This is a genomic window from Ferruginibacter sp. SUN002 (assembly GCF_050611725.1).
Classification (GTDB): Bacteria; Bacteroidota; Bacteroidia; order Chitinophagales; family Chitinophagaceae; genus Ferruginibacter.
Genome location: NZ_JBODJB010000001.1, coordinates 1,400,721 through 1,419,664 on the forward strand (window position 1 = coordinate 1,400,721; position 18,944 = coordinate 1,419,664).

At 37.7% G+C, this 18,944-nt stretch carries 16 protein-coding genes; 9 read left to right on the forward strand and 7 right to left on the reverse strand.

Annotated elements, in window-relative coordinates; all coding sequences use genetic code 11:
• The first annotated feature begins 112 nt into the window (after positions 1-112).
• Positions 113-1,663 (forward strand): T9SS type A sorting domain-containing protein, encoded by a 1,551-nt coding sequence (locus ACQ33O_RS06190; protein WP_430994693.1) that lies wholly within the window; start codon positions 113-115, stop codon positions 1,661-1,663.
• Positions 1,664-1,857: 194 nt separating this feature from the next.
• On the opposite strand, the gene ACQ33O_RS06195 is transcribed toward ACQ33O_RS06190, so the two are convergent.
• Positions 1,858-2,217, reverse strand: a complete 360-nt coding sequence (locus tag ACQ33O_RS06195; protein ID WP_430994694.1) for a hypothetical protein — start codon at positions 2,215-2,217, stop codon at positions 1,858-1,860.
• On the reverse strand, positions 2,214-2,687 hold the full coding sequence (locus ACQ33O_RS06200; RefSeq protein ID WP_430994695.1) for a DoxX family protein: 474 nt from the start codon (positions 2,685-2,687) through the stop codon (positions 2,214-2,216). Before ACQ33O_RS06200 ends, ACQ33O_RS06195 begins: the two co-directional genes overlap by 4 nt.
• 289 nt (positions 2,688-2,976) lie before the next feature.
• On the opposite strand from ACQ33O_RS06200, the gene ACQ33O_RS06205 reads away from it, so the two are divergent.
• On the forward strand, positions 2,977-3,309 hold the full coding sequence (locus ACQ33O_RS06205) for an MmcQ/YjbR family DNA-binding protein (RefSeq protein ID WP_430994696.1): 333 nt from the start codon (positions 2,977-2,979) through the stop codon (positions 3,307-3,309).
• A gap of 27 nt (positions 3,310-3,336) precedes the next feature.
• Here ACQ33O_RS06205 and queA read toward each other — a convergent pair whose 3' ends face one another.
• Together queA and ACQ33O_RS06215 are read right to left on the reverse strand one after the other, a co-directional pair.
• The gene (gene queA / locus ACQ33O_RS06210) at positions 3,337-4,386 is read right to left on the reverse strand and encodes a tRNA preQ1(34) S-adenosylmethionine ribosyltransferase-isomerase QueA (protein WP_430994697.1); all 1,050 of its coding nucleotides are present in this window, start codon (positions 4,384-4,386) and stop codon (positions 3,337-3,339) included.
• 101 nt (positions 4,387-4,487) lie between these two features.
• Entirely contained in the window at positions 4,488-6,215 is a 1,728-nt protein-coding gene (locus ACQ33O_RS06215; protein ID WP_430994698.1) for an ABC transporter ATP-binding protein, read from the reverse strand.
• 215 nt (positions 6,216-6,430) lie between these two features.
• Here ACQ33O_RS06215 and ACQ33O_RS06220 point away from each other — a divergent pair, with 215 nt between their 5' ends.
• Positions 6,431-7,141, forward strand: coding sequence for a YebC/PmpR family DNA-binding transcriptional regulator (locus ACQ33O_RS06220; protein ID WP_430994699.1), 711 nt, complete (start codon positions 6,431-6,433; stop codon positions 7,139-7,141).
• Positions 7,142-7,146: 5 nt separating this feature from the next.
• Here the strand turns inward: ACQ33O_RS06220 and ACQ33O_RS06225 are convergent, their stop codons facing one another.
• The 3 genes from ACQ33O_RS06225 to ACQ33O_RS06235 are packed head-to-tail and all read right to left on the reverse strand — an operon-like array spanning position 7,147 to position 11,380.
• Positions 7,147-8,094, reverse strand: a complete 948-nt coding sequence (locus tag ACQ33O_RS06225) for a hypothetical protein (RefSeq protein WP_430994700.1) — start codon at positions 8,092-8,094, stop codon at positions 7,147-7,149.
• 54 nt (positions 8,095-8,148) lie between these two features.
• Positions 8,149-8,946 (reverse strand): PhzF family phenazine biosynthesis protein, encoded by a 798-nt coding sequence (locus ACQ33O_RS06230; protein ID WP_430994701.1) that lies wholly within the window; start codon positions 8,944-8,946, stop codon positions 8,149-8,151.
• Between the two features lie 55 nt (positions 8,947-9,001).
• Positions 9,002-11,380 (reverse strand): alpha-ketoacid dehydrogenase subunit alpha/beta, encoded by a 2,379-nt coding sequence (locus ACQ33O_RS06235; protein WP_430994702.1) that lies wholly within the window; start codon positions 11,378-11,380, stop codon positions 9,002-9,004.
• Between the two features lie 116 nt (positions 11,381-11,496).
• Between ACQ33O_RS06235 and ACQ33O_RS06240 the strand changes: the two genes are divergently transcribed.
• The 6 genes from ACQ33O_RS06240 (at position 11,497) to ACQ33O_RS06265 (ending at position 18,938) form a co-directional block, all read left to right on the forward strand.
• Positions 11,497-11,931 (forward strand): DUF1573 domain-containing protein, encoded by a 435-nt coding sequence (locus ACQ33O_RS06240; protein ID WP_430994703.1) that lies wholly within the window; start codon positions 11,497-11,499, stop codon positions 11,929-11,931.
• Positions 11,932-11,976: 45 nt separating this feature from the next.
• On the forward strand, positions 11,977-12,507 hold the full coding sequence (locus ACQ33O_RS06245; RefSeq protein WP_430994704.1) for a DUF1573 domain-containing protein: 531 nt from the start codon (positions 11,977-11,979) through the stop codon (positions 12,505-12,507).
• Between the two features lie 133 nt (positions 12,508-12,640).
• Entirely contained in the window at positions 12,641-14,041 is a 1,401-nt protein-coding gene (locus ACQ33O_RS06250) for a glycoside hydrolase family 88/105 protein (RefSeq protein ID WP_430994705.1), read from the forward strand.
• 76 nt (positions 14,042-14,117) lie between these two features.
• Complete coding sequence (locus ACQ33O_RS06255; protein ID WP_430994706.1) at positions 14,118-15,596, forward strand: tail fiber domain-containing protein; 1,479 nt, start codon at positions 14,118-14,120, stop codon at positions 15,594-15,596.
• 42 nt (positions 15,597-15,638) lie between these two features.
• Positions 15,639-17,489: a tail fiber domain-containing protein gene (locus tag ACQ33O_RS06260; RefSeq protein WP_430994707.1), complete on the forward strand. Its 1,851-nt coding sequence runs from the start codon at positions 15,639-15,641 to the stop codon at positions 17,487-17,489.
• Between the two features lie 33 nt (positions 17,490-17,522).
• Positions 17,523-18,938 carry a tail fiber domain-containing protein gene (locus tag ACQ33O_RS06265; RefSeq protein WP_430994708.1) on the forward strand — a complete coding sequence of 472 codons (1,416 nt, stop codon included), beginning with the start codon at positions 17,523-17,525 and terminating at the stop codon, positions 18,936-18,938.
• Positions 18,939-18,944 lie beyond the last annotated feature (6 nt).

The window sequence follows — 18,944 nt, forward strand, 5'->3', positions numbered from 1 at the left end:
TGCACAGGCATTGGAAATGACCTGTTTTAAATGGCAAAAACAAATCTACTATCCGTAAATGTATTGTCTTTTGTATAAGACGATACGATTGTTCACATTTAAAACTCATAAAATGAAAACTTTTTTATTCTCCTTAATTGTTCTTTTTTCCGGTGCCTGGGCAAAAGTAAGTGCTCAATGTACCTTCATTAGCCCTACTGTGGAATTAAATTTTGTTCAAACAGATCTGAACGGTAACTGCGTTGTAAACTTTAATCTTGGGTTTGAGATCGATATCAATAATGGTAATAAGATCATCTTCCTACATTTATGGAGAACACAGGATTATACCGATTTTAATTACAAAACACAAAGTCAGCCAAAGGAAAGTAATGTTTTAGCAAATGCTATTGCAACGGTTATTATTGATAATGATTATCTCGATAATAACCCCGGTGCACCGGCAACTGATGTATTTAAATCAGTTTATGGTCCTGACCCCGGCATAGATGATAACAGTGGAGCCGCACAAGGGCAGGTATTAGATGGAACTGATGGCTTAACCTACAATCGTGTGGTGGTAAATGCAAGTGCAAACACGTACCGTTATACCGTTAATAATTTGCAGGTAACTTTATCGGGTGCATGTTCAAACCATATTTCATTTACCGGAGATGCATGGTCAAGTAATGGTAACAGTGCTTCATCTTCGGTACAATGTACAATGGAAGGCTATTCTTTTATTGTAAACGATCCGAAGATTATTTCAACACTGGTATGTGCATCACCAAACAGATACAGCACTTCTATTTCTACCACAAGCCCTTTCAATCTGCAATTTGTGTACGACATATTTGTTGATAACGGCGATGGCTTTTTTGATCAGTCTTTGGATATTCAGGTAGTGAATGGTCAGGGCCCTTACACCATTACAAGCGGTTCGCCTTATAACTCAGGCTTACAAAATTATCCTGCACCTTATTCTTCAACAGATCCATGGCGCCAGCAAAACCTGTGGGTAAGGGTGAGGAATATGCAACTGGTCAATAATACGGTTGTTCCTCCATTGATCACCAATATTTCAAATTCATTGCTTGATAAAACAATCAATCCTTCTTGCGGTTTGTTGCCGATCAATTTTGCTTCATTTACTGCAACACCAAATAATGCAGCTGTTAACTTAAACTGGCAAACAGCTACGCAGTTGAATGGTAATAGTTTTATTGTAGAAAGAAAAAATGCCGGTGGTACTTGGCAGCCGGTAACAACTGTTGGAGTAGGTAATTACAGCAGCCATTCCGGATCTTTATACAATTATGCTTTCTCTGATAAAAATGCTTCTGTAGGAGTAAATGAATACAGAATAAGACAGGTTGATGCTGATGGCAGCTACCGGTACAGCGAAACCAGAATTGTAACGCTTGCTTATGCTAACAATGTAAAAGTAGTGGTATATCCTAACCCGAGCTACAACGGAAAAATTTCGGTAACGTTTAATACAACTACAGGAACTAAAAACAATGTTAGTTTACTGGATGTAACCGGAAGGCGTTTAAAACAATGGACTGGTATTACAACCAACCGTTTGGATATTGCTAATTTAACCAATGGTGTTTATACACTTGTTGTAAAAAATCTGCAAACAAACGAACAGATCGTTAAGAAAGTAATTGTAAGAAGATAGCATATTTCTAAAGGGCAAAAATAAAAACAGGTGCAGTAATTCTGCACCTGTTTTGTTTATATTTTAATGAACGCCTGTTATGTTGCTGATTAAAAGAGCGAAATATTTTTATGACTGCAAAGGCCAATTAATATTCGATCCAGTAGAGACCGAATAATGGGAGAGAGGTGAGGTTGAGAATTTAACTGTTGTTGTTAGTTTCTAATATTAAATTTTCCTGTGTATATAGTTGTGTCTTTGTCTGAGAATACAATTTTTCTATTGTCTTGATTGGGAAACTCAAATTCATCATTTACTACAAACTTCGATTCGGTAAATTTATATCCAGTTAAATATGTGACAACAGCCACATAACCGGAGTCCGATTTTGACTGTTTCATTTCAAAATCATATTGCCAATTTAGGGGTGCATCATTTCCTCGAATTCCAACTTTTTTTATGCCATCTTGGTTTTCTACCTTTAGAATGTAAACAACTGTCTTTTTATATGTTTTTTGAACACAGCTTTGGCATACTAAACTTGTAAAGGCAAAAATTATAATATTTTTTATCATTTAATTTTTTTAGAAATAAAATAATCGATACCAAATCTCCCTGATCCCAGTATTAAATTATAAAGACTAATCCACATTATACCCATAGCCGGTAGCATGTTCCATGTGCCTTGATTGAACTGTTGAAAAAATATGGCAACTAACATTGTACACAAAATTAGAAAAGAAAAAGGCCTAGTTAAAAGTCCTAGTAGTAAAAAAAGACCTCCAACTGCTTCACTAAAAGCACCCATCCAAGCAAAGAATATTGAAAATTTTGTAAATATTCCACCATAGGCAGCAACATCATTTGGAAACCAAAAGGCAACTTCGAATAAGCCGAGATTATTTTCTGGGGGCGACCATGGTAAGCCAAATTTTGCAGCTCCAAAATCAGTGGTCAAAAGATATCCGCAGATAGACCTTGGTATTAATAATAAAAGATCTTGCCACCACTTGGGCATTAAAATAGGCTTGAAAATTGATTTCATTCGATTGAAACAACTGAGCTGTGAGAATTGTTGTACCTAATAAAAAATATTTATAATTCACACAACGAGCAGGGCTTTATGCAGGTTGGAATTAGTATTCCGTCTGCCGACAACCGCTGCTGATTGAAAATATAAAGTTGAATTTTCTCCAAGGTCGGTGAAGACACCGACCTTGGAGTTAAAATGGCACACAATTTCCTCAACCCATTAATGTCAATGACTGCTTTAGGTAAAAAATGGTTGTATGTGTTTTAGAAATTAATTTTTTAGTTAGTATCTTTTCGTCAATATGAATATCGAAACACTCAGAGAATACGTTTTACAAAAACCAAATGTTACCGAGGGGTTCCCATTCGGTCCGGATGTAATTGTATTTAAAGTAAATGATAAGGTTTTTCTGCTGGTGCCTTTAGATACGGAGCAATTACAATTCAATGCCAAGTGCGATCCCGACCATGCTATTGAATTAAGAGAACAGTATGATGCGGTACAGCCCGGCTATCACATGAATAAAAAACACTGGAATACGGTAGTTGTTGATGGTACAATAAAAAACAACCAGCTGCTGGAGCTGGTTGATGAATCTTATGATCTGGTTTCTAAAAAGAAGGCTTCGAAATAAAAACTGTCAGTCTGAGCTTGTCGAAGACTAAACAATTAACAAAGCATCTCCATAACTGAAGAAACGGTATTTATCTTTAATAGCTTTTTTGTACGCTTCCATTACTACATCGTAACCTGCAAATGCACAGGTCATAATTAACAAACTTGTTTTTGGTAAGTGGAAGTTGGTAACCAAACTATCTGCAATAGAAAAATTGTATGGCGGATGAATGAACATATTTGTCCAACCCTCAGAAGGTTTCAATAATTTTTGTGCAGTGAAAGAAGATTCCATTGCTCTCATGGTTGTAGTACCAATAGAACAAATTCTTCTGCCATCTTCTTTTGCTTTGTTTACAATTTTACAAGCCGTTTCATCAATGCCATAATATTCAGCATCCATTTTATGCTTGCTCAAATCTTCAACTTCAATTGGTCTGAATGTGCCAAGCCCTGTATGCAAAGTAACTTCAGCAAAACGAAGTCCTTTAATTTCCAAACGTTTGATCAATTCATTGCTAAAGTGTAAACCAGCAGTTGGAGCAGCTACGGCTCCTTCATGTTTTGCATAAACAGTTTGGTAACGTTCTTTATCTTCTTCGTCTGGTTTACGTTTAATATATTTTGGTAGTGGCGTTTCTCCCATAAAATCCAACATCTTTCTGAAAGATTCTTCAGAATCTTCCCAAAGGAAACGGATGGTACGGCCACGGCTGGTAGTGTTATCAATTACTTCGGCAACCAACTCATCATTTTCTCCGAAGTATAATTTGTTACCAACACGAATTTTACGGGCAGGGTCAACAATTACATCCCAAAGGCGGTTTGGTTTGTTTAGTTCTCTTAAAAGAAATACTTCAATTTTGGCACCTGTTTTTTCTTTACGACCATACATACGTGCAGGAAACACTTTCGTGTTATTTACTACCATTACGTCTTTGTCGTCGAAATACTCAATAATGTCTCTGAAATTTCTGTTCTCTATTTGTCCGGTTTTGCGGTGAATAACCATCATTCGGCTATCTTCTCGGCGTTTTGTTGGGTTTTGGGCAATCAGATTAAGCGGTAGGTCGAATCTAAACTGTGATAATTTCATGTGTATCAAAAATGTTTTAAAAGTTGATACATGCCAGAGATGCTGTGATTTACAGCGATAGTAACCTGTTTATAAGGCGCTTATCATGTTACGGCATGATTTTAAGACTGCAAAGGTAGTGATTTTCCGGGGATAGAATCAATCAATTTTTTAGTGTATGCATTTTGTGGGGAAAAGTAGATGGTATCTGCATTTCCTTCCTCAACGATCTTTCCATGTTGCATAACCAGTATTCTGTCGCTGATGTAGCGAACCACCGAGAGGTCGTGTGAGATAAAAATACCGGTGAATTCCAGCTCCGCCTTAAGGTTGTTGATCAGGTTCAGTATTTGCGCCTGCACACTTACATCCAAAGCGCTTACACTTTCGTCAAAAATTAAAAAAGAGGGGTTCAACGCTAGCGCCCTGGCAATACAAATGCGTTGTCTTTGTCCGCCACTGAATTGATGGGGGTAACGATTATAATGATCAGTATTCAGTTGTACTTTTTCCAGCAACTCATACACTTTTTCTCTTCTTTGTTTTGTGTTGTTAAACCTGGCATGCACTTGCATGGGTTCCAGAATGGCTTCGCCGATGGATAACCTTGGGTTGAGTGAACCGTAGGGATCCTGAAATACGATTTGCAAGTTGCTGCGTATATGCCTTAATTGATCTTTGGGTAATTCAGATAAATTCTTTCCGTCTAAGATGATCTTACCCGATGTAGCCGGTATCAACTGCAAAATAGCTCTGCCCAAAGTTGTTTTACCACAACCGCTTTCTCCAACCAAGCCAATAATTTCGTTCTTGCTAACGGTAAAGCTTACATCATTTACGGCTTTAAAAGATTCCGGAGTTTTACTAAATATTTTTTTTTTGCTTTGGTAGTGAACGTTTAAGTGTTCAACCTGTAAAACGGTTTGATTAAAGGATGGCTTATCATTTATAGCACTGCTCCCTTGAAGCTTGTAGCTTGCGGCTTCTACAATGCTTGTCCCTTGTGGCTTGCGGCTTGTAGCTTGTTCTCCAAGGAAATCACTGATCAACGGCAACCTTTCTCCTTTAGGATGCAGCGCAGGCCTGCAGGCTAAAAGAGCTTTGGTGTAAGGATGTTGTGCTCTGCTGAAAATGTTTTTTGTATCGGCTTGTTCAACCATTTCGCCTTTGTACATTACTGCAACTTTATCGGCAACATCAGCAACCAATCCAAGGTCGTGTGTTATCAGTACCACAGCCATATTGTTTTGGTGTTGCAATTCTTTTATTAATTCAAGAATGGTTTTTTGTACAGTTACATCCAATGCCGTAGTTGGTTCATCGGCAATCAATAAATCCGGATTACAACTTATTGCCATAGCAATCATCACCCGTTGTTTTTGTCCGCCGCTGAGTTCATGCGGATAACGGTTGAGGATATCTTTCGGCGATGGCAGTTTTACTTTTTCAAATAATTCAATTGTTTTTTGTTTCGCTTCCGCAGATGATAATTTTTCATGCAGTTGTAATGCTTCCATTACCTGATAGCCACAGGTAAAAACCGGATTCAGAGAGGTCATCGGTTCCTGAAAGATCATACTGATTTTTTTACCACGGATGGAGCTGATCTCTTTTGTATTTAATTGATTCAGCGTTTTATTATCAAATAAAATATTACCGGTGATCGTGGCTTCTTTGGGTAATAGTTGTAAGAGTGATAAGGCAGTTACAGATTTTCCCGAACCCGATTCGCCTACGATGGCCAGCATTTGGCCGGGCTCAACCGAGAAAGAAACATTTTTTACTGCTTCGGTAGTGTTGCCTCCGGCAATAAATTGTATCGATAAATTTTCAACAGATAATAAAGCCATATTTAAAATTAGCATTAAATAGAACACCGATGACACTGATTGAACGGATATGCACTGATAAATCCGTTCTCATCTGTTAAAATCCGTGTCTTCCGTGTTCTTATCAAATCAATTTCTCAGAAAGATGATTTTCCCTAAATTTGCAACCCTACAACGATTGTAGGGAATTAACCTTAAAACGTAATAAACCTAAAACGTTTTAAACGATTAAAATTATGGGAAGAATATTCGAAGTAAGAAAAGGTGCCATGTTTGCACGTTGGGATAAAATGGCGAAAGACTTTACCCGTATTGGTAAAGAGATCAATATTGCTGTAAAAGCAGGTGGTCCGGATCCGGATAGCAATCCGGCATTGCGTAGATGTTACCTGAATGCGAAAGCTTGTAATATGCCAAAAGATAGGGTGGAAGCGGCTATTAAAAGAGCGATGGGTAAGGATACCAGTAATTATGACGAGGTAGTGTACGAAGGCTATGCACCACATGGTGTAGCAGTATTGGTTGAAACGGCAACAGATAATCCTACAAGAACGGTGGCGAATGTGCGTATGCATTTTACTAAAAGTGGCGGTTCTTTGGGAACAAGTGGTAGTGTGGCATTCACTTTTACTCGTATGGGTGAATTTAAAATAAAGAACACCGGATTGAATATTGAAGATCTGGAATTAGAATTGATCGATTACGGCTTGGAAGAGATAGGTGAAGACAGTGCAGGTAATATCGTCATCCGTACTGCATTTGCAGAGTTTGGGCATATGGCCAAAGCTCTGGAAGAAAAAAAGATAGAAGTGATAACGGCAGAACTTACCCGTATACCAATGAACTTAACAGAACTTGACGAAGAGGCTGCGAATGATGTTTTAAAATTGGTTGATAAATTAGAGCAGGATGAAGATGTGCAAAAAGTATATCACAATTTGAAATAGAATAATCAGTCACTAATAAGGTGCCCCCATAAATACCCTATCTGTGTCACAGAATTGGTTGGTCCGTCTAAACGTCCCATGTTGGAGTATAGCGTTAATGTTTTCGGTGCTTCTATGTAAACATCCATTTCCATCTTTCCATTGTAATAATAAGTAGCATTGGTAGTAGTCTTGCTCTTCCACATTGGAGTGCCATAGGCCAGGTAATGATTGAATGCTCCTGTGTAGTTTATTGCCAGGTATGATGTAAGCTCAGGTGGGGCAGTGGGGGTAACAGATACATTATAATAGAACTGCGTAGTAAAGTCAACCTCAAAATGATAAAGCCCCGTTTTATTAATTGTTATTGAGTTTGCGCCTACAGTAGTGGTAACATTTGTGGTATTGAGATTATACCTGATCTCTGAAATCGAAAAAACACCACCTGTTGTTGTTGATGTAGTAGCCGGACTGAATTGATTTAATTCCACTGCAAATCTTGTGTTACCTGCAAATGCAGAATTAACCCATGTTGGGTCACTGTTACCATTAGACGCAAGCACCTGACCAGCGGTGCCGGGAGAACCATTCAATCTTATTAATCCGGTTGTATTAATATCTCCGGCTACATCTAATTTATAATCAGGAAAAGTTGAAGCAAGAGAATAGGGGCCTATACCAACATTGCCAACTGAATCAATAACCATTCTTGTAAAATTATTAGTAGCCAATCTTAAATTACCATTCTCAAGATTACCTACAATAGCTGATGTGCCGTTGATACCTACAAGTAGTCCATCCGAAGCATTGATTCCGGTACTTTTATTGGTAATGTTCATGAATGTAATGTTACTCGATGTGTCATGTACCTGTAATTTATAAAGTGGATTGGGATTTCCAATACCTACATTTTGAGCGTTACCCAAATGATTAGACAGAATAATTATGCATAACAAAAATATTATTTTCGGCATATGGAATAATTGTTATACAAGTTACAATTTTTTTGTCAGGCTTTCAAGTGTTAACTATAAAGTGATCTCACCTTTCATGTAATACACACAATTGCCACTCATGGCAACTCTTTCTTTAGATGTTTGCTCACACCATATTTCGCCACCACGTTGAGATAGTTGCAGGGCATGTAATGTATGCTTACTGAGCTTTTCACTCCAGAATGGAATGAGTTGTGAGTGTGCAGAACCCGTTACAGGATCTTCATTGATACCTGCACCCGGAGCAAAGAATCTTGAAACAAAATCAACCGACTTGCCCGGAGCAGTGATGATCATTTTGTCGAAATGTTTTTTCATCAATGTAAAATCAGGGGTACAGTTTTTTACAGCAGCTTCATTTTGAAGTTCAATTAAATAATCTCTGTTTTTATAAACACCAACAATTTCTACTCCGCCTAAAATGTTGGATAAAGTTGCTGCATCGTAGTCATCAAATCTCTCCGGCTTCCAACTTGGAAAATCCATGATGATCAGGTCATCTTTTTTGGTAACCTTAAGAATGCCGCTTTTTGAACTGAATCTTAAAATTTCTTTTTTAAAATCTAGTATCTCAAACAATACATAAGCACTTGCTAAAGTAGCATGACCGCAAAGGTTTATCTCTATTTCGGGAGTAAACCATCTGATCTCATAATCAGCATCAGTGTTTGCCGCTGGCACTATGTAAACGGTTTCAGATAAATTATTTTCTAATGCTATTTGCTGCATTAGTGTATCATCTAACCATTTGTCCAAAGGAATAACTGCTGCCGGATTACCGCCGAATAATTTATTTGTAAATGCATCAATTTGATACAAGGTTAGTTTCATCGTTTAAAATTTTTCAGTAAAAAATAGGTTGCTCTTTGTCTTTATGCCTTGTGCCCTATTCGGCCATCATCTCTTTCACCACGCTCACAATATCTTCCGCATTGGGTTTGCTGAAGTAGTCACCATCGCTGCCGTAGGCTGGCCTGTGGGCTTTTGAAGTAATTGTACGGGGAGATACATCTAAATATTTGTATCCTTTTTGTTCTTCCATTACTTTGTTGAACATATATGCAGCTGCGCCACCCGGTACATCTTCATCTACAAAAACAATACGATTGGTTTTTTGCAATGACGCTACAATGCTATGATGAATATCAAAAGGTAAAAGCGTTTGAACATCTATTACTTCACAACTGATGTTTAAAGATGATTCCATGTATTCAGCTGCTTCGTGTGCAATGCGTAAAGTAGCTCCGTAAGAAACGATGGTTACATCTGTGCCTTCTTTAATGATCTCAGGAACACCTAACGGTACCGTATATGCCAATAAGTTAGCGGGTAATTTTTCTTTTATTCTGTAGGCATTTAAACATTCTATCATTACAGCCGGATCGTTGCTTTGTAACAATGTGTTATACATACCTACGGCTTGTACCATGTTACGGGGAACGCAAACATACATACCCCTGATGGCATTAATGATCATACCCATTGGGGAACCGCTATGCCAAATGCCCTCTAGTCTATGCCCACGTGTACGTACTATCAGTGGACAACTTTGCAAACCGGCAGTTCTGTAATGAATGGTAGAAACATCATCGCTGAGCTGTTGAATACCATACAGGAGATAATCCAGGTACTGCACTTCCGCAATTGGTCTTAGCCCACGCATAGCAAGTCCTATACCTTGCCCCATTATGGTAAGTTCTCTTATACCTGTATCAAAAATTCGTTTATCGCCATGCTTTTTTTGCAAACCGCTGAAGCCCTGATTTACATCCCCGATCTGTCCTACATCTTCACCAAAAGCGATGACTTTTTTGTTAGCGGCAAATAATTCATCAAAATAATGATTCAATACTTCGTACCCGTTTACCACTCTGCTTTCTTCATCATAATAAGGACTTATGTGATTTATTTTCAAAGCAGATTTAGGGCCTTCGTTATATAGTTGTGTATTGTAAAAACCTCTACACTCGTTTTCCAGTTTTGAATACTGAGCTCTCAGACTTTCGGCTTCTTGTATGTTGCCTAAAATATTCAATGCTTTTGATAATGCTTTCAAAACATCTTTTCTTACCGGCTCCCTGTTAGCAGAAAGCTCCGATGCAATTTTTTGTATCTCTTCATTCTCTGCTGTAAACGGTTGTAAAAGATTAACAGCGGAAGTGACCTCATTTCTAATGGGGGTAATGTATTTTTCCCAGGCAAGTTCTTTACTTTTCTTTACATGGCTCTTTGCTTCTAATTCAATTTCACTTAACTCCTGTTCGTTTGCCAGATCATTAGCAAGTAGCCAGCTACGCATTTGTTTCAGACAGTCCCACTCTTTTTCCCATATCAGTCTTTCCTGGCTTTTATAACGTTCATGACTACCTGAAGTGGAGTGGCCTTGTGGTTGAGTTAATTCCTGAATATGAAAAACAGCAGGAGTATGGGTATCTCTTATTTTTTGAATGGCTGCTTCAAGTACTTCACAGAGTTCTGCATAGTCCCATCCTTTTATGGTATAGATATCGACGCCGTTAGTGCCTTGTTTTTTTTGAAATCCGTTGAGCGCTGCTGATACAGAGCCTTTTGTTGTCTGAAGTTTCGTAGGAACAGAAATGCCGTAACCATCATCCCAAACAAAAACCGCAAGCGGAACCTGTAATACTCCGGCTGCATTGATTGTTTCCCAAAAATGCCCTTCACTAGTAGATGCATCACCGATGGTACAAAAGCAAACTTCGTTACCATTATTACTAAGGTGTTGCAATTCTTTTAATTCAGGAATTTCACGAAATGCCTTGGATGCAAATGCAAGACCTAAGCCTCTTGGTAATTGCGATGCAGTTGGAGGAATATCGCTTGTGCTATTCTTTCTGTTTACAAGATCTAACCATTCGCCATTATCATCAACAGTTTTTGTAGCAAAATGAGCATTCATTTGTCTGCCGCCACTGAAGGGGTCGTTAATAGGATCGGCGAATAATTGTGAAAAGTATTCTTCAACACTTGTGAGCCCTGCGGCCAGCATAAAAGTTTGATCCCTGTAATAACCCGATCTAAAGTCCCCGGGTTTAAAAAATTTTGCAGCAGCAACTTGAGCAACTTCTTTACCGTCTCCGAATACACCAAACTTAGCCTTGCCTGTTAAAACCTCTTTTCTGCCCAGCAAACTTGTTTCTCTGCTTTGGCATACATAACGATAATCGTTCAGTACTGCTAACCTGAATTTTTCGAAGCTCAATTTCTCCTGTAAAGCGATATCATTAGTGAGGCCGGTATCCATACTACAAATGTAAAATATTAGTTTTAAGATTGTTAATAAAATCCTAAGCTATCCGCAAAATATTCCCTGTTTATTCATTTTACTATCTTTGAGATGCAATAATAATGCACAACACGATGAAACAGATATTTGCCATTTTTCTGACCACTTTTTTGTTGGTAACTGCAAATGCGCAAACTGCAGCTGATAGTGCTGCTTTATTGACATTAAAGGAAACAGAGTATGACTTTGGTAAAATACCTCAGGGGAAGCCTGTTACACATATTTTTGAAGTGATCAATAATGGTAAAGATTCATTGAAAATTTCAAATGTTCAGGCAAGTTGCGGTTGTACAACTCCGGTTTGGGAGAAAGATAAAGCATTTGCTCCGGGAGAAAAAACAACGATCGATGTAGGTTTTAATGCAGGTGCTGTAGGGCCATTTACAAAAATGATCACTATTACCTATAATGGTGGCATTACAAAACTGATATACATCAAGGGAGATGTTTGGCAAACCCCGGCAACGTCGGCACCAGAAAATAAAGAAGCCGTAGGCCTAGGAGATTAACTTAAAGATTAATTCAAATAAATAATAAAAAATAAAAAAAGAGATATGAAAAGAATATTATTTTCTGCACTGTTTTCAGGAATGAGTGTACTACTGTTTGCACAAACTAAAGCTTCAGATGTTGCAAAATTTACAACCGAAACAATCGACTTGGGACCTATAAAACAAGGTAATCCTACAGCAGGCGTTTTTACTGTTACAAATATTGGTAAAACTCCTTTGATCATTGAGCAGGCAAATCCTACTTGCGGATGTACCATTTCAGATTATACGAAAGAACCAATTGCAGCGGGTAAAACTGGAACCATAAAAGCAACTTATAATGCTGCTAATGCCGGCACATTCACAAAACATCTAACTGTGAAATTTGCAGGTGTGGATGAAGTAAAGAGCATAACTCTTACTGGGGAAGTTAAAACCGCAGATGATTATGCTAAATGGGAAGCTGAAAATGCTACGAAGGCAAAAAATGCAGTTGTTGAAACAAAAAAACCAACAACTAAACCAACTGCTCCGGCAAAAAAAACAGTTAAAAAAGTAAAAACTACTAAGAAAGTTACTGCTGTTGCCAAGTAATAATTACTAAAAGAGTTCAATAATTAAAAAATAAGCAGACCAGATGGTCTGCTTATTTTTTTAAAATGATATCGATTGCGTCATATTTTTTTTGTGTCTTTTTTTTTGAGGACTAACTTTAACCTCCATCTATATGAAAAAGAGATTGTTAATAGTAGTCATATTCTTTATAGACCTAACTTCTGTATTAGCTCAATCAGATACATGGTCAGTCAAATTTTCTGATGCAATTATTACACGTTATCAACCAACTATCAATGTCATGACAAATAAAGGTTGGGAGTACTCCAACAGTATTGTTTTGCATGGCATGGAAAAAGTTTATACCTATACTCGAGATAATAATTATCTGTTGTATATGCAAAATTATATCGATCCGTACTTGACTAATTTGAATGCCAATCTTAGCAGTACATTGGATAAAATTCATCCCGGGATTGTATGTTTGTTTTTGTACCAACAAACGGGATTGACGAAATATAAGACGGCAGCAACAACACTTCGTAATTACCTGCTTGCTACCAATAATTTTAAGAAAACACCCGATGGCGGCTATTGGCATAAGAATAATGGTGGTTATAATAACATCATGATGTTGGATGGTATTTACATGGCTCATCCATTTCTTGCAAAATATGGAGTAATGTTCAATGATGATTCTGCGTTGAATACAGCAACAAGACAAACATTGTTATTAGCCTCACATACCTACGACAGTAGTTTGCATCTTGCAAAACATGCATGGGATTATACAAAGTCGTCTGTTTGGGCAGACCCTGCAACAGGTACATCAAGCGAAGTATGGAGCAGGGCAATGGGTTGGTACATGATGGCCATTGTTGATATTTTAAAATCTTTACCAAAGTCGCATACTGATTATTCGAAAATGCGTTCCTTATTAGACAGTTTATGTATCGGAGTTAAAAATACGCAAGATGATGTCACCGGTTTGTGGTATCAGGTAATGCACAAAAAAGATTCAATAGGCAATTATTTAGAAAGTTCCGGAAGTGGTATGTTGATCTACGCATTAAAAACAGCGGTAGATAATGAATGGATAGACACAGGCTATTTAAGTGTTTGCAGAAAAGGATGGGAAGGATTGAAAACAAAAATATCTACTTACTCAGATGGTCTGCCTCGAATCAATTCATTTGCCCCCGCAATGAGTGTTCAAAATAATTATACTGCTTATGTAACTACGCCATATACGCCTGTAAATTGTCCGGCACCTGGCACATTGGTAACACAACATCCACATGGCTATTGTGGCTTATTGATGGCAGCTTCGGCAATGGAATTTCCCATCACTACTTATACATTTATTGGTAATGGAGATTGGAGCATTGCTTCCAACTGGGAGAATAATATCATACCTCCTGCTGTCTTGCCAAAATGTGAAGCCATCATCATCGATCCCGTTGAAGGAGGCGAATGCGTTTTAAACAATGAACAACATATTGCTATTGGCGCAAAACTTACCGTAAAAAAGGGAAAGAGTTTTCGGGTAATCGGTCACTTGGTCATTCAATAGCTTATTGAATTTTTGGTTTAAATGTGTATTTTTAATATAACATTTTAAACACCTTATCTAACTTAATTATCTTAAGATGAGAAATTTATTATTCATTCTAACTATTTTATTTTCTAATACTATTCTTGCTCAAAACCATGTTGGAATTAATACCACAAATCCACAAGCTGCTTTACATGTGGCAGACAGTAATTTTTTAATTGGTATCCCAGGACAAGTTTCTTTTGGAGTTGTAGCCCCAGCTCCTATTCAAGGCCAGGGCAGAAGACTGATGTGGATAGGAGGGTTGGCTGCATTTAGAGCAGGCCAGGTAGCAGGTAAAGAATGGGATACAGATAGTATTGGTGCCGGCTCATTTGCAATCGGTTCCTCTACGAAAGCAACCGGTATTGCATCTTTTGCTGGAGGAGCAGGCTCTTTGGCACAGTCAGATTATGATTTTGCCTATGGTTATACGGCGAAGGCTATTGGGGGGCATTCAACGGCTCTTGGATACGGAAGTATTGCCATTGGGAGCGGCTCAACTTCAATAGGCAATAGTAATAAAGCAATAGGTAATAATGCCGTATCAATGGGATGGGATAACGATGCTACAGGTAATAACTCTATTGCTATGGGTTTTAACTCTACTGCTGCAGGAGATTATTCAACAGTAATAGGATCAAATAATAATACGTTAAACGATTATGCGTTGGCAACCGGATTGCAAACAACAGCAAGTGGATATGCTACAACGGCAATGGGCAGCCAAACAAGTGCAATTGGTTACTATTCTACAGCTTTAGGCCTTGGAACAAAAGCCTATACCCGAGGCTCCATCTCTATTGGGATGTTTAATGCTTCTTATCCGGGAAGTCCTTTGCCGAATTTTAACGGCTCAACCGATCGTATTTTTGAAATTGGAAATGGGGAAAGTGATAATGTTAGAAGTAATGCTATTACTGTTTTAAGAAATGGACGAACTGGTATTGGAGTGCTGGATCCTGAATTTAAACTGGATGTAAATGGCAGAGTTCGATTAACACATGATGGAAACTCAGCGGGTATATGGTACAACAATAGTAGTAATAGTCTTGCAGCATTTGCTGGTTTGAAAACAGATAACCAATGGGGTATTTATGGTAATAGTGCCTGGAGATTTTATTTTGATTACAGTACTAATGAAGCGTATAAAACTTCCGGCTCTTCATCATGGGTAATTGCATCAGATGCTAGACTAAAAGAAAATGTACATCCTTACACCGATGGTTTAAAAGAGGTAATGCAAATAGACCCTGTTTGGTTCAACTATAAGCAAAACTCCGGTTTCAGTACTGCTAAGCCATATATTGGGGTTATTGCACAAGAACTTCAAAAAACGGCACCATATATGGTCGGAACATTTAAAAAAGATGATAAAGAATTATTCAATGTAGACAACAGCGCAATGACTTATATGTTAATCAATGCTGTAAAGGAGCAACAAAATGAAATCGAATTGCTCAGGAAAAAAAATGAAGAACTTGAATTACTTAAAAAGAGAGTTGAACAGTTGGAGCAAAAAATTAATCAATAGTTTTTCATTAAAAAAAATAATTGAATTTGTAAAAATTTTTCTATGCGATATTTTATTATTACTACCATTACTTTATTACTGTCATCTTCCGGAAATGCACAAAAGTATGTTGGTATCGGTACCAACAATCCTTTAGCCTTATTACATGTGGTTGACAGTAATGTATTATTTAGTGCAACAGGACCGACAGTACTTACACCGGGTAATGTTCCGGTTGAGGGTGAAGGAAGGCGTATGATGTGGTATGCAGATAAAAGCGCATTCAGGGTAGGATATGTAAGTAATAATATATACTGGAACAAGGATAGTATTGGTAATTATTCTTTTGCATCGGGTTATAATACGCAAGCAAGTGGTTTGTATTCTACTGCCATGGGATTGCTTTCATTGGCAAGTGGCGAAAACTCGGTCTCGATAGGTTATAATACTGAAGCAAGTGGATCAAACTCAGTTGCAATTGGTTACGGAAACAAAGCAACCGGTTTTGGTTCTTTTGGTTTGGGTTTTTCTGGTACAGCTTCAGGAAGATTTTCAACTACTATAGGTGTTGGTAATACTGCCGCAGCACGTGAAGGTTTTAGTATGGGTAGTTATAATGATGCTTCTGATGTACCTAATCCTAATACAGCGGCCGCTACAGATAGAATTTTTCAAATCGGAAATGGTACAAACTTTGGAAACAGGAAAAATGCATTAACTATTTTACGAAATGGAAATGTTGGTATCGGTATTCTTGCACCTGCTGCCAGATTGCAGGTTGCAGATAGTAGTGTTGTGTTTACGTCAGGAAATGGTGGGGTAAGTAAGCCGCCAGTAGAAGGGCCTGGTGGCCGTATGATGTGGTATGCAGATAAATCGGCCTTAAGGGCTGGTGCTGCAGCCAGTAATGAATGGGATAAAGATAGCATTGGCGCTACTTCATTTGCGGCTGGGTATGCGGTAAAAGCAAAGGGGTTAAATTCAATTGCTTTAGGTCGGTTTGCTGAAGCTACAGCAGATTTTTCTTGTGCTTTCGGAATAAATACCTCGGCAAGAGGGTCGGGTTCTATTTCATTTGCTGGAGCTTTAGCTAATGGTTATAATTCTTTTTCGGTAGGAGATGGTTCTATCACTAATGGCAATATATCTATAGCAATGGGTACTGCTGCAGTTACAAATGGAGGCAATGCTATTGCCTTAGGCCATAATGTTACAGCCACTGCTATACGCTCTTTTGTTGTGGGAGAATATAACGAAACAGCTACGGATCCCTCTTCTACAAATTTTGTTTTAGGAACCGATAGGCTCTTTCAATTAGGAAATGGAAATGGTAATACAAGATCAAATGCACTCACTATTTTACGAAATGGCAATATGGGGGTGGGTGTTTTAGCGCCTCAATATATTTTAGATGTAAATGGCCGTCCTCGATTGCGTTATACGCCGGGACTTACTGCCGGTATATGGTATAATAATAGTTCTAATATTGCTACAGCTTTTGCAGGAATGAATACCGATACACAATGGGGTATTTATGGTAGTGGTTGGAAATTTTTATTTGATGTTAATAACGGCGAAGCATATAAGGCAAGCGGTTCCACTTCGTGGATCATTGCATCCGATGCAAGGTTGAAAGAAAATGTACATCCGTATACTGATGGCATAAATGAGATTATGAAAATAAATCCTGTTTGGTTTAATTATACCAAAGAGTCTGGGTTAAGTACAGTAAAACCTTATGTTGGCGTAATTGCACAGGAGCTTCAAAAAACAGCACCTTATATGGTTGGTACTTTTGAAAAAAATGGAGAGGAATTATTGAACGTTGATAATAGCTCAATGATATACATGTTAATTAATGCTGTCAAAGAACTTTCTAAACGTGTTGAGGAACTTGAAAAATCAAAGAACTAGGACAATTTTGCTTAAGCATCTAAAAATATATTTATGAGGTCACTTATTATTTTTTCAATTATTTTACTATTTGCCAACAGTACTGATGCACAAAATAATATTGGTATTGGCACAGATACACCGGACAATAGCGCTTTATTGGAAATTAAAAGTAATACAAAAGGGGTACTACTCCCTAGGATGTTTAAATCAGAAAGGCTAGCAATAGCTAGTCCTGCTGAGGGATTGATTGTACATCAAACTGATGATACTACTGGTTTATATCAATATCAACTAGGTGTTTGGAAACCCGTGTCAGATAATCTCGGCAATCACAATATGACACAAAACCTTGTGACAAATACCAAAAGGATAGTCAATTATTCTTGGCAAAGAAGTGGAATTGAAATTGATGATAACGGCAACACAAATATTTATGGATATAGGCCTTTTCCTTGGTCCGGATCAAATCCAGTGAAAAATGTTATTATAGATAATACGGGAGGAATCTACTCACAAACAGAAGTGGGTTATGGATATAGACCGTTGAATTTTTTCCCACCTAGTGGGGCTCATTTAATGTGGTATCCCTATTATGGAAGTTTTAGAGCCGGAGGGGTAATGGATAACTGTTGGAGCGATGATCAAATGGGGTTTTATAGTGCAGTTTTCGGTTACTTCAATATAGCCTCTGAAAATTTTACATTTGCTGCAGGGTCAACTAATAGAGTTGAGGGAGCCTATAGTGCCAGTTTTGGAAGAAATAATGTTATAAAAACAGGTACTAGTTTTGTAATTGGTAAATACAATGACACCACTGCTACAACTCCATTATTTACCGTAGGTAATGGCACTGCAAATGCTTCAAGAAGTAATGCATTTATTGTTTTAAACGATGGTAAAACAGGAATTGGAAATATTAACCCAGAGTATATGCTTGATGTTAATGGTAGAATGTCTTTACGCCATAATGGAAATTCTGCAGGCATTTGGTATAGTAACAGTAGTAATGTAGAAACAGGTTTTGCCGGTATGAAAACCGATAACCAATGGGGTGTTTTTGGTGGCGGATGGAAATTTTACTTCGATTTTAGTGATGGACAAGCCTATAAGGCTTCCGGGTCAACAGCATGGATTGTTGCTTCCGATCTAAGATTAAAAGAAAGTGTTCGTCCATATACAGATGGGATAAAAGAAATTATGAAAATAAATCCGGTTTGGTTCAATTATAAACAAAATTCAGGATACATTTCTACTCAACCATATGTTGGAGTTATTGCTCAAGATTTGCAAAAAACAGCACCTTATATGGTAGGGAGTTTTAAAAAAGATGATCAGGAATTATTAAATGTAGATAATAGCTCAATGACCTACATGCTCATAAATGCAGTAAAAGAACAACAAGCTGAAATAGAACTACTTAAAAAAGAAAACCAGGAGATTAAAGCAATAATAAAAAGTCTGCGTTAAGCTATT

Bases quoted from the DNA above. Each gene is read 5' to 3' on its own strand.
- ACQ33O_RS06190 (WP_430994693.1), top strand. From the start codon at position 113: ATGAAAACTTTTTTATTCTCCTTAATTGTTCTTTTTTCCGGTGCCTGG.
- ACQ33O_RS06195 (WP_430994694.1), bottom strand. From the start codon at position 2,217: ATGATAAAAAATATTATAATTTTTGCCTTTACAAGTTTAGTATGCCAA.
- ACQ33O_RS06200 (WP_430994695.1), bottom strand. From the start codon at position 2,687: ATGAAATCAATTTTCAAGCCTATTTTAATGCCCAAGTGGTGGCAAGAT.
- ACQ33O_RS06205 (WP_430994696.1), top strand. From the start codon at position 2,977: ATGAATATCGAAACACTCAGAGAATACGTTTTACAAAAACCAAATGTT.
- queA (WP_430994697.1), bottom strand. From the start codon at position 4,386: ATGAAATTATCACAGTTTAGATTCGACCTACCGCTTAATCTGATTGCC.
- ACQ33O_RS06215 (WP_430994698.1), bottom strand. From the start codon at position 6,215: ATGGCTTTATTATCTGTTGAAAATTTATCGATACAATTTATTGCCGGA.
- ACQ33O_RS06220 (WP_430994699.1), top strand. From the start codon at position 6,431: ATGGGAAGAATATTCGAAGTAAGAAAAGGTGCCATGTTTGCACGTTGG.
- ACQ33O_RS06225 (WP_430994700.1), bottom strand. From the start codon at position 8,094: ATGCCGAAAATAATATTTTTGTTATGCATAATTATTCTGTCTAATCAT.
- ACQ33O_RS06230 (WP_430994701.1), bottom strand. From the start codon at position 8,946: ATGAAACTAACCTTGTATCAAATTGATGCATTTACAAATAAATTATTC.
- ACQ33O_RS06235 (WP_430994702.1), bottom strand. From the start codon at position 11,380: ATGGATACCGGCCTCACTAATGATATCGCTTTACAGGAGAAATTGAGC.
- ACQ33O_RS06240 (WP_430994703.1), top strand. From the start codon at position 11,497: ATGAAACAGATATTTGCCATTTTTCTGACCACTTTTTTGTTGGTAACT.
- ACQ33O_RS06245 (WP_430994704.1), top strand. From the start codon at position 11,977: ATGAAAAGAATATTATTTTCTGCACTGTTTTCAGGAATGAGTGTACTA.
- ACQ33O_RS06250 (WP_430994705.1), top strand. From the start codon at position 12,641: ATGAAAAAGAGATTGTTAATAGTAGTCATATTCTTTATAGACCTAACT.
- ACQ33O_RS06255 (WP_430994706.1), top strand. From the start codon at position 14,118: ATGAGAAATTTATTATTCATTCTAACTATTTTATTTTCTAATACTATT.
- ACQ33O_RS06260 (WP_430994707.1), top strand. From the start codon at position 15,639: ATGCGATATTTTATTATTACTACCATTACTTTATTACTGTCATCTTCC.
- ACQ33O_RS06265 (WP_430994708.1), top strand. From the start codon at position 17,523: ATGAGGTCACTTATTATTTTTTCAATTATTTTACTATTTGCCAACAGT.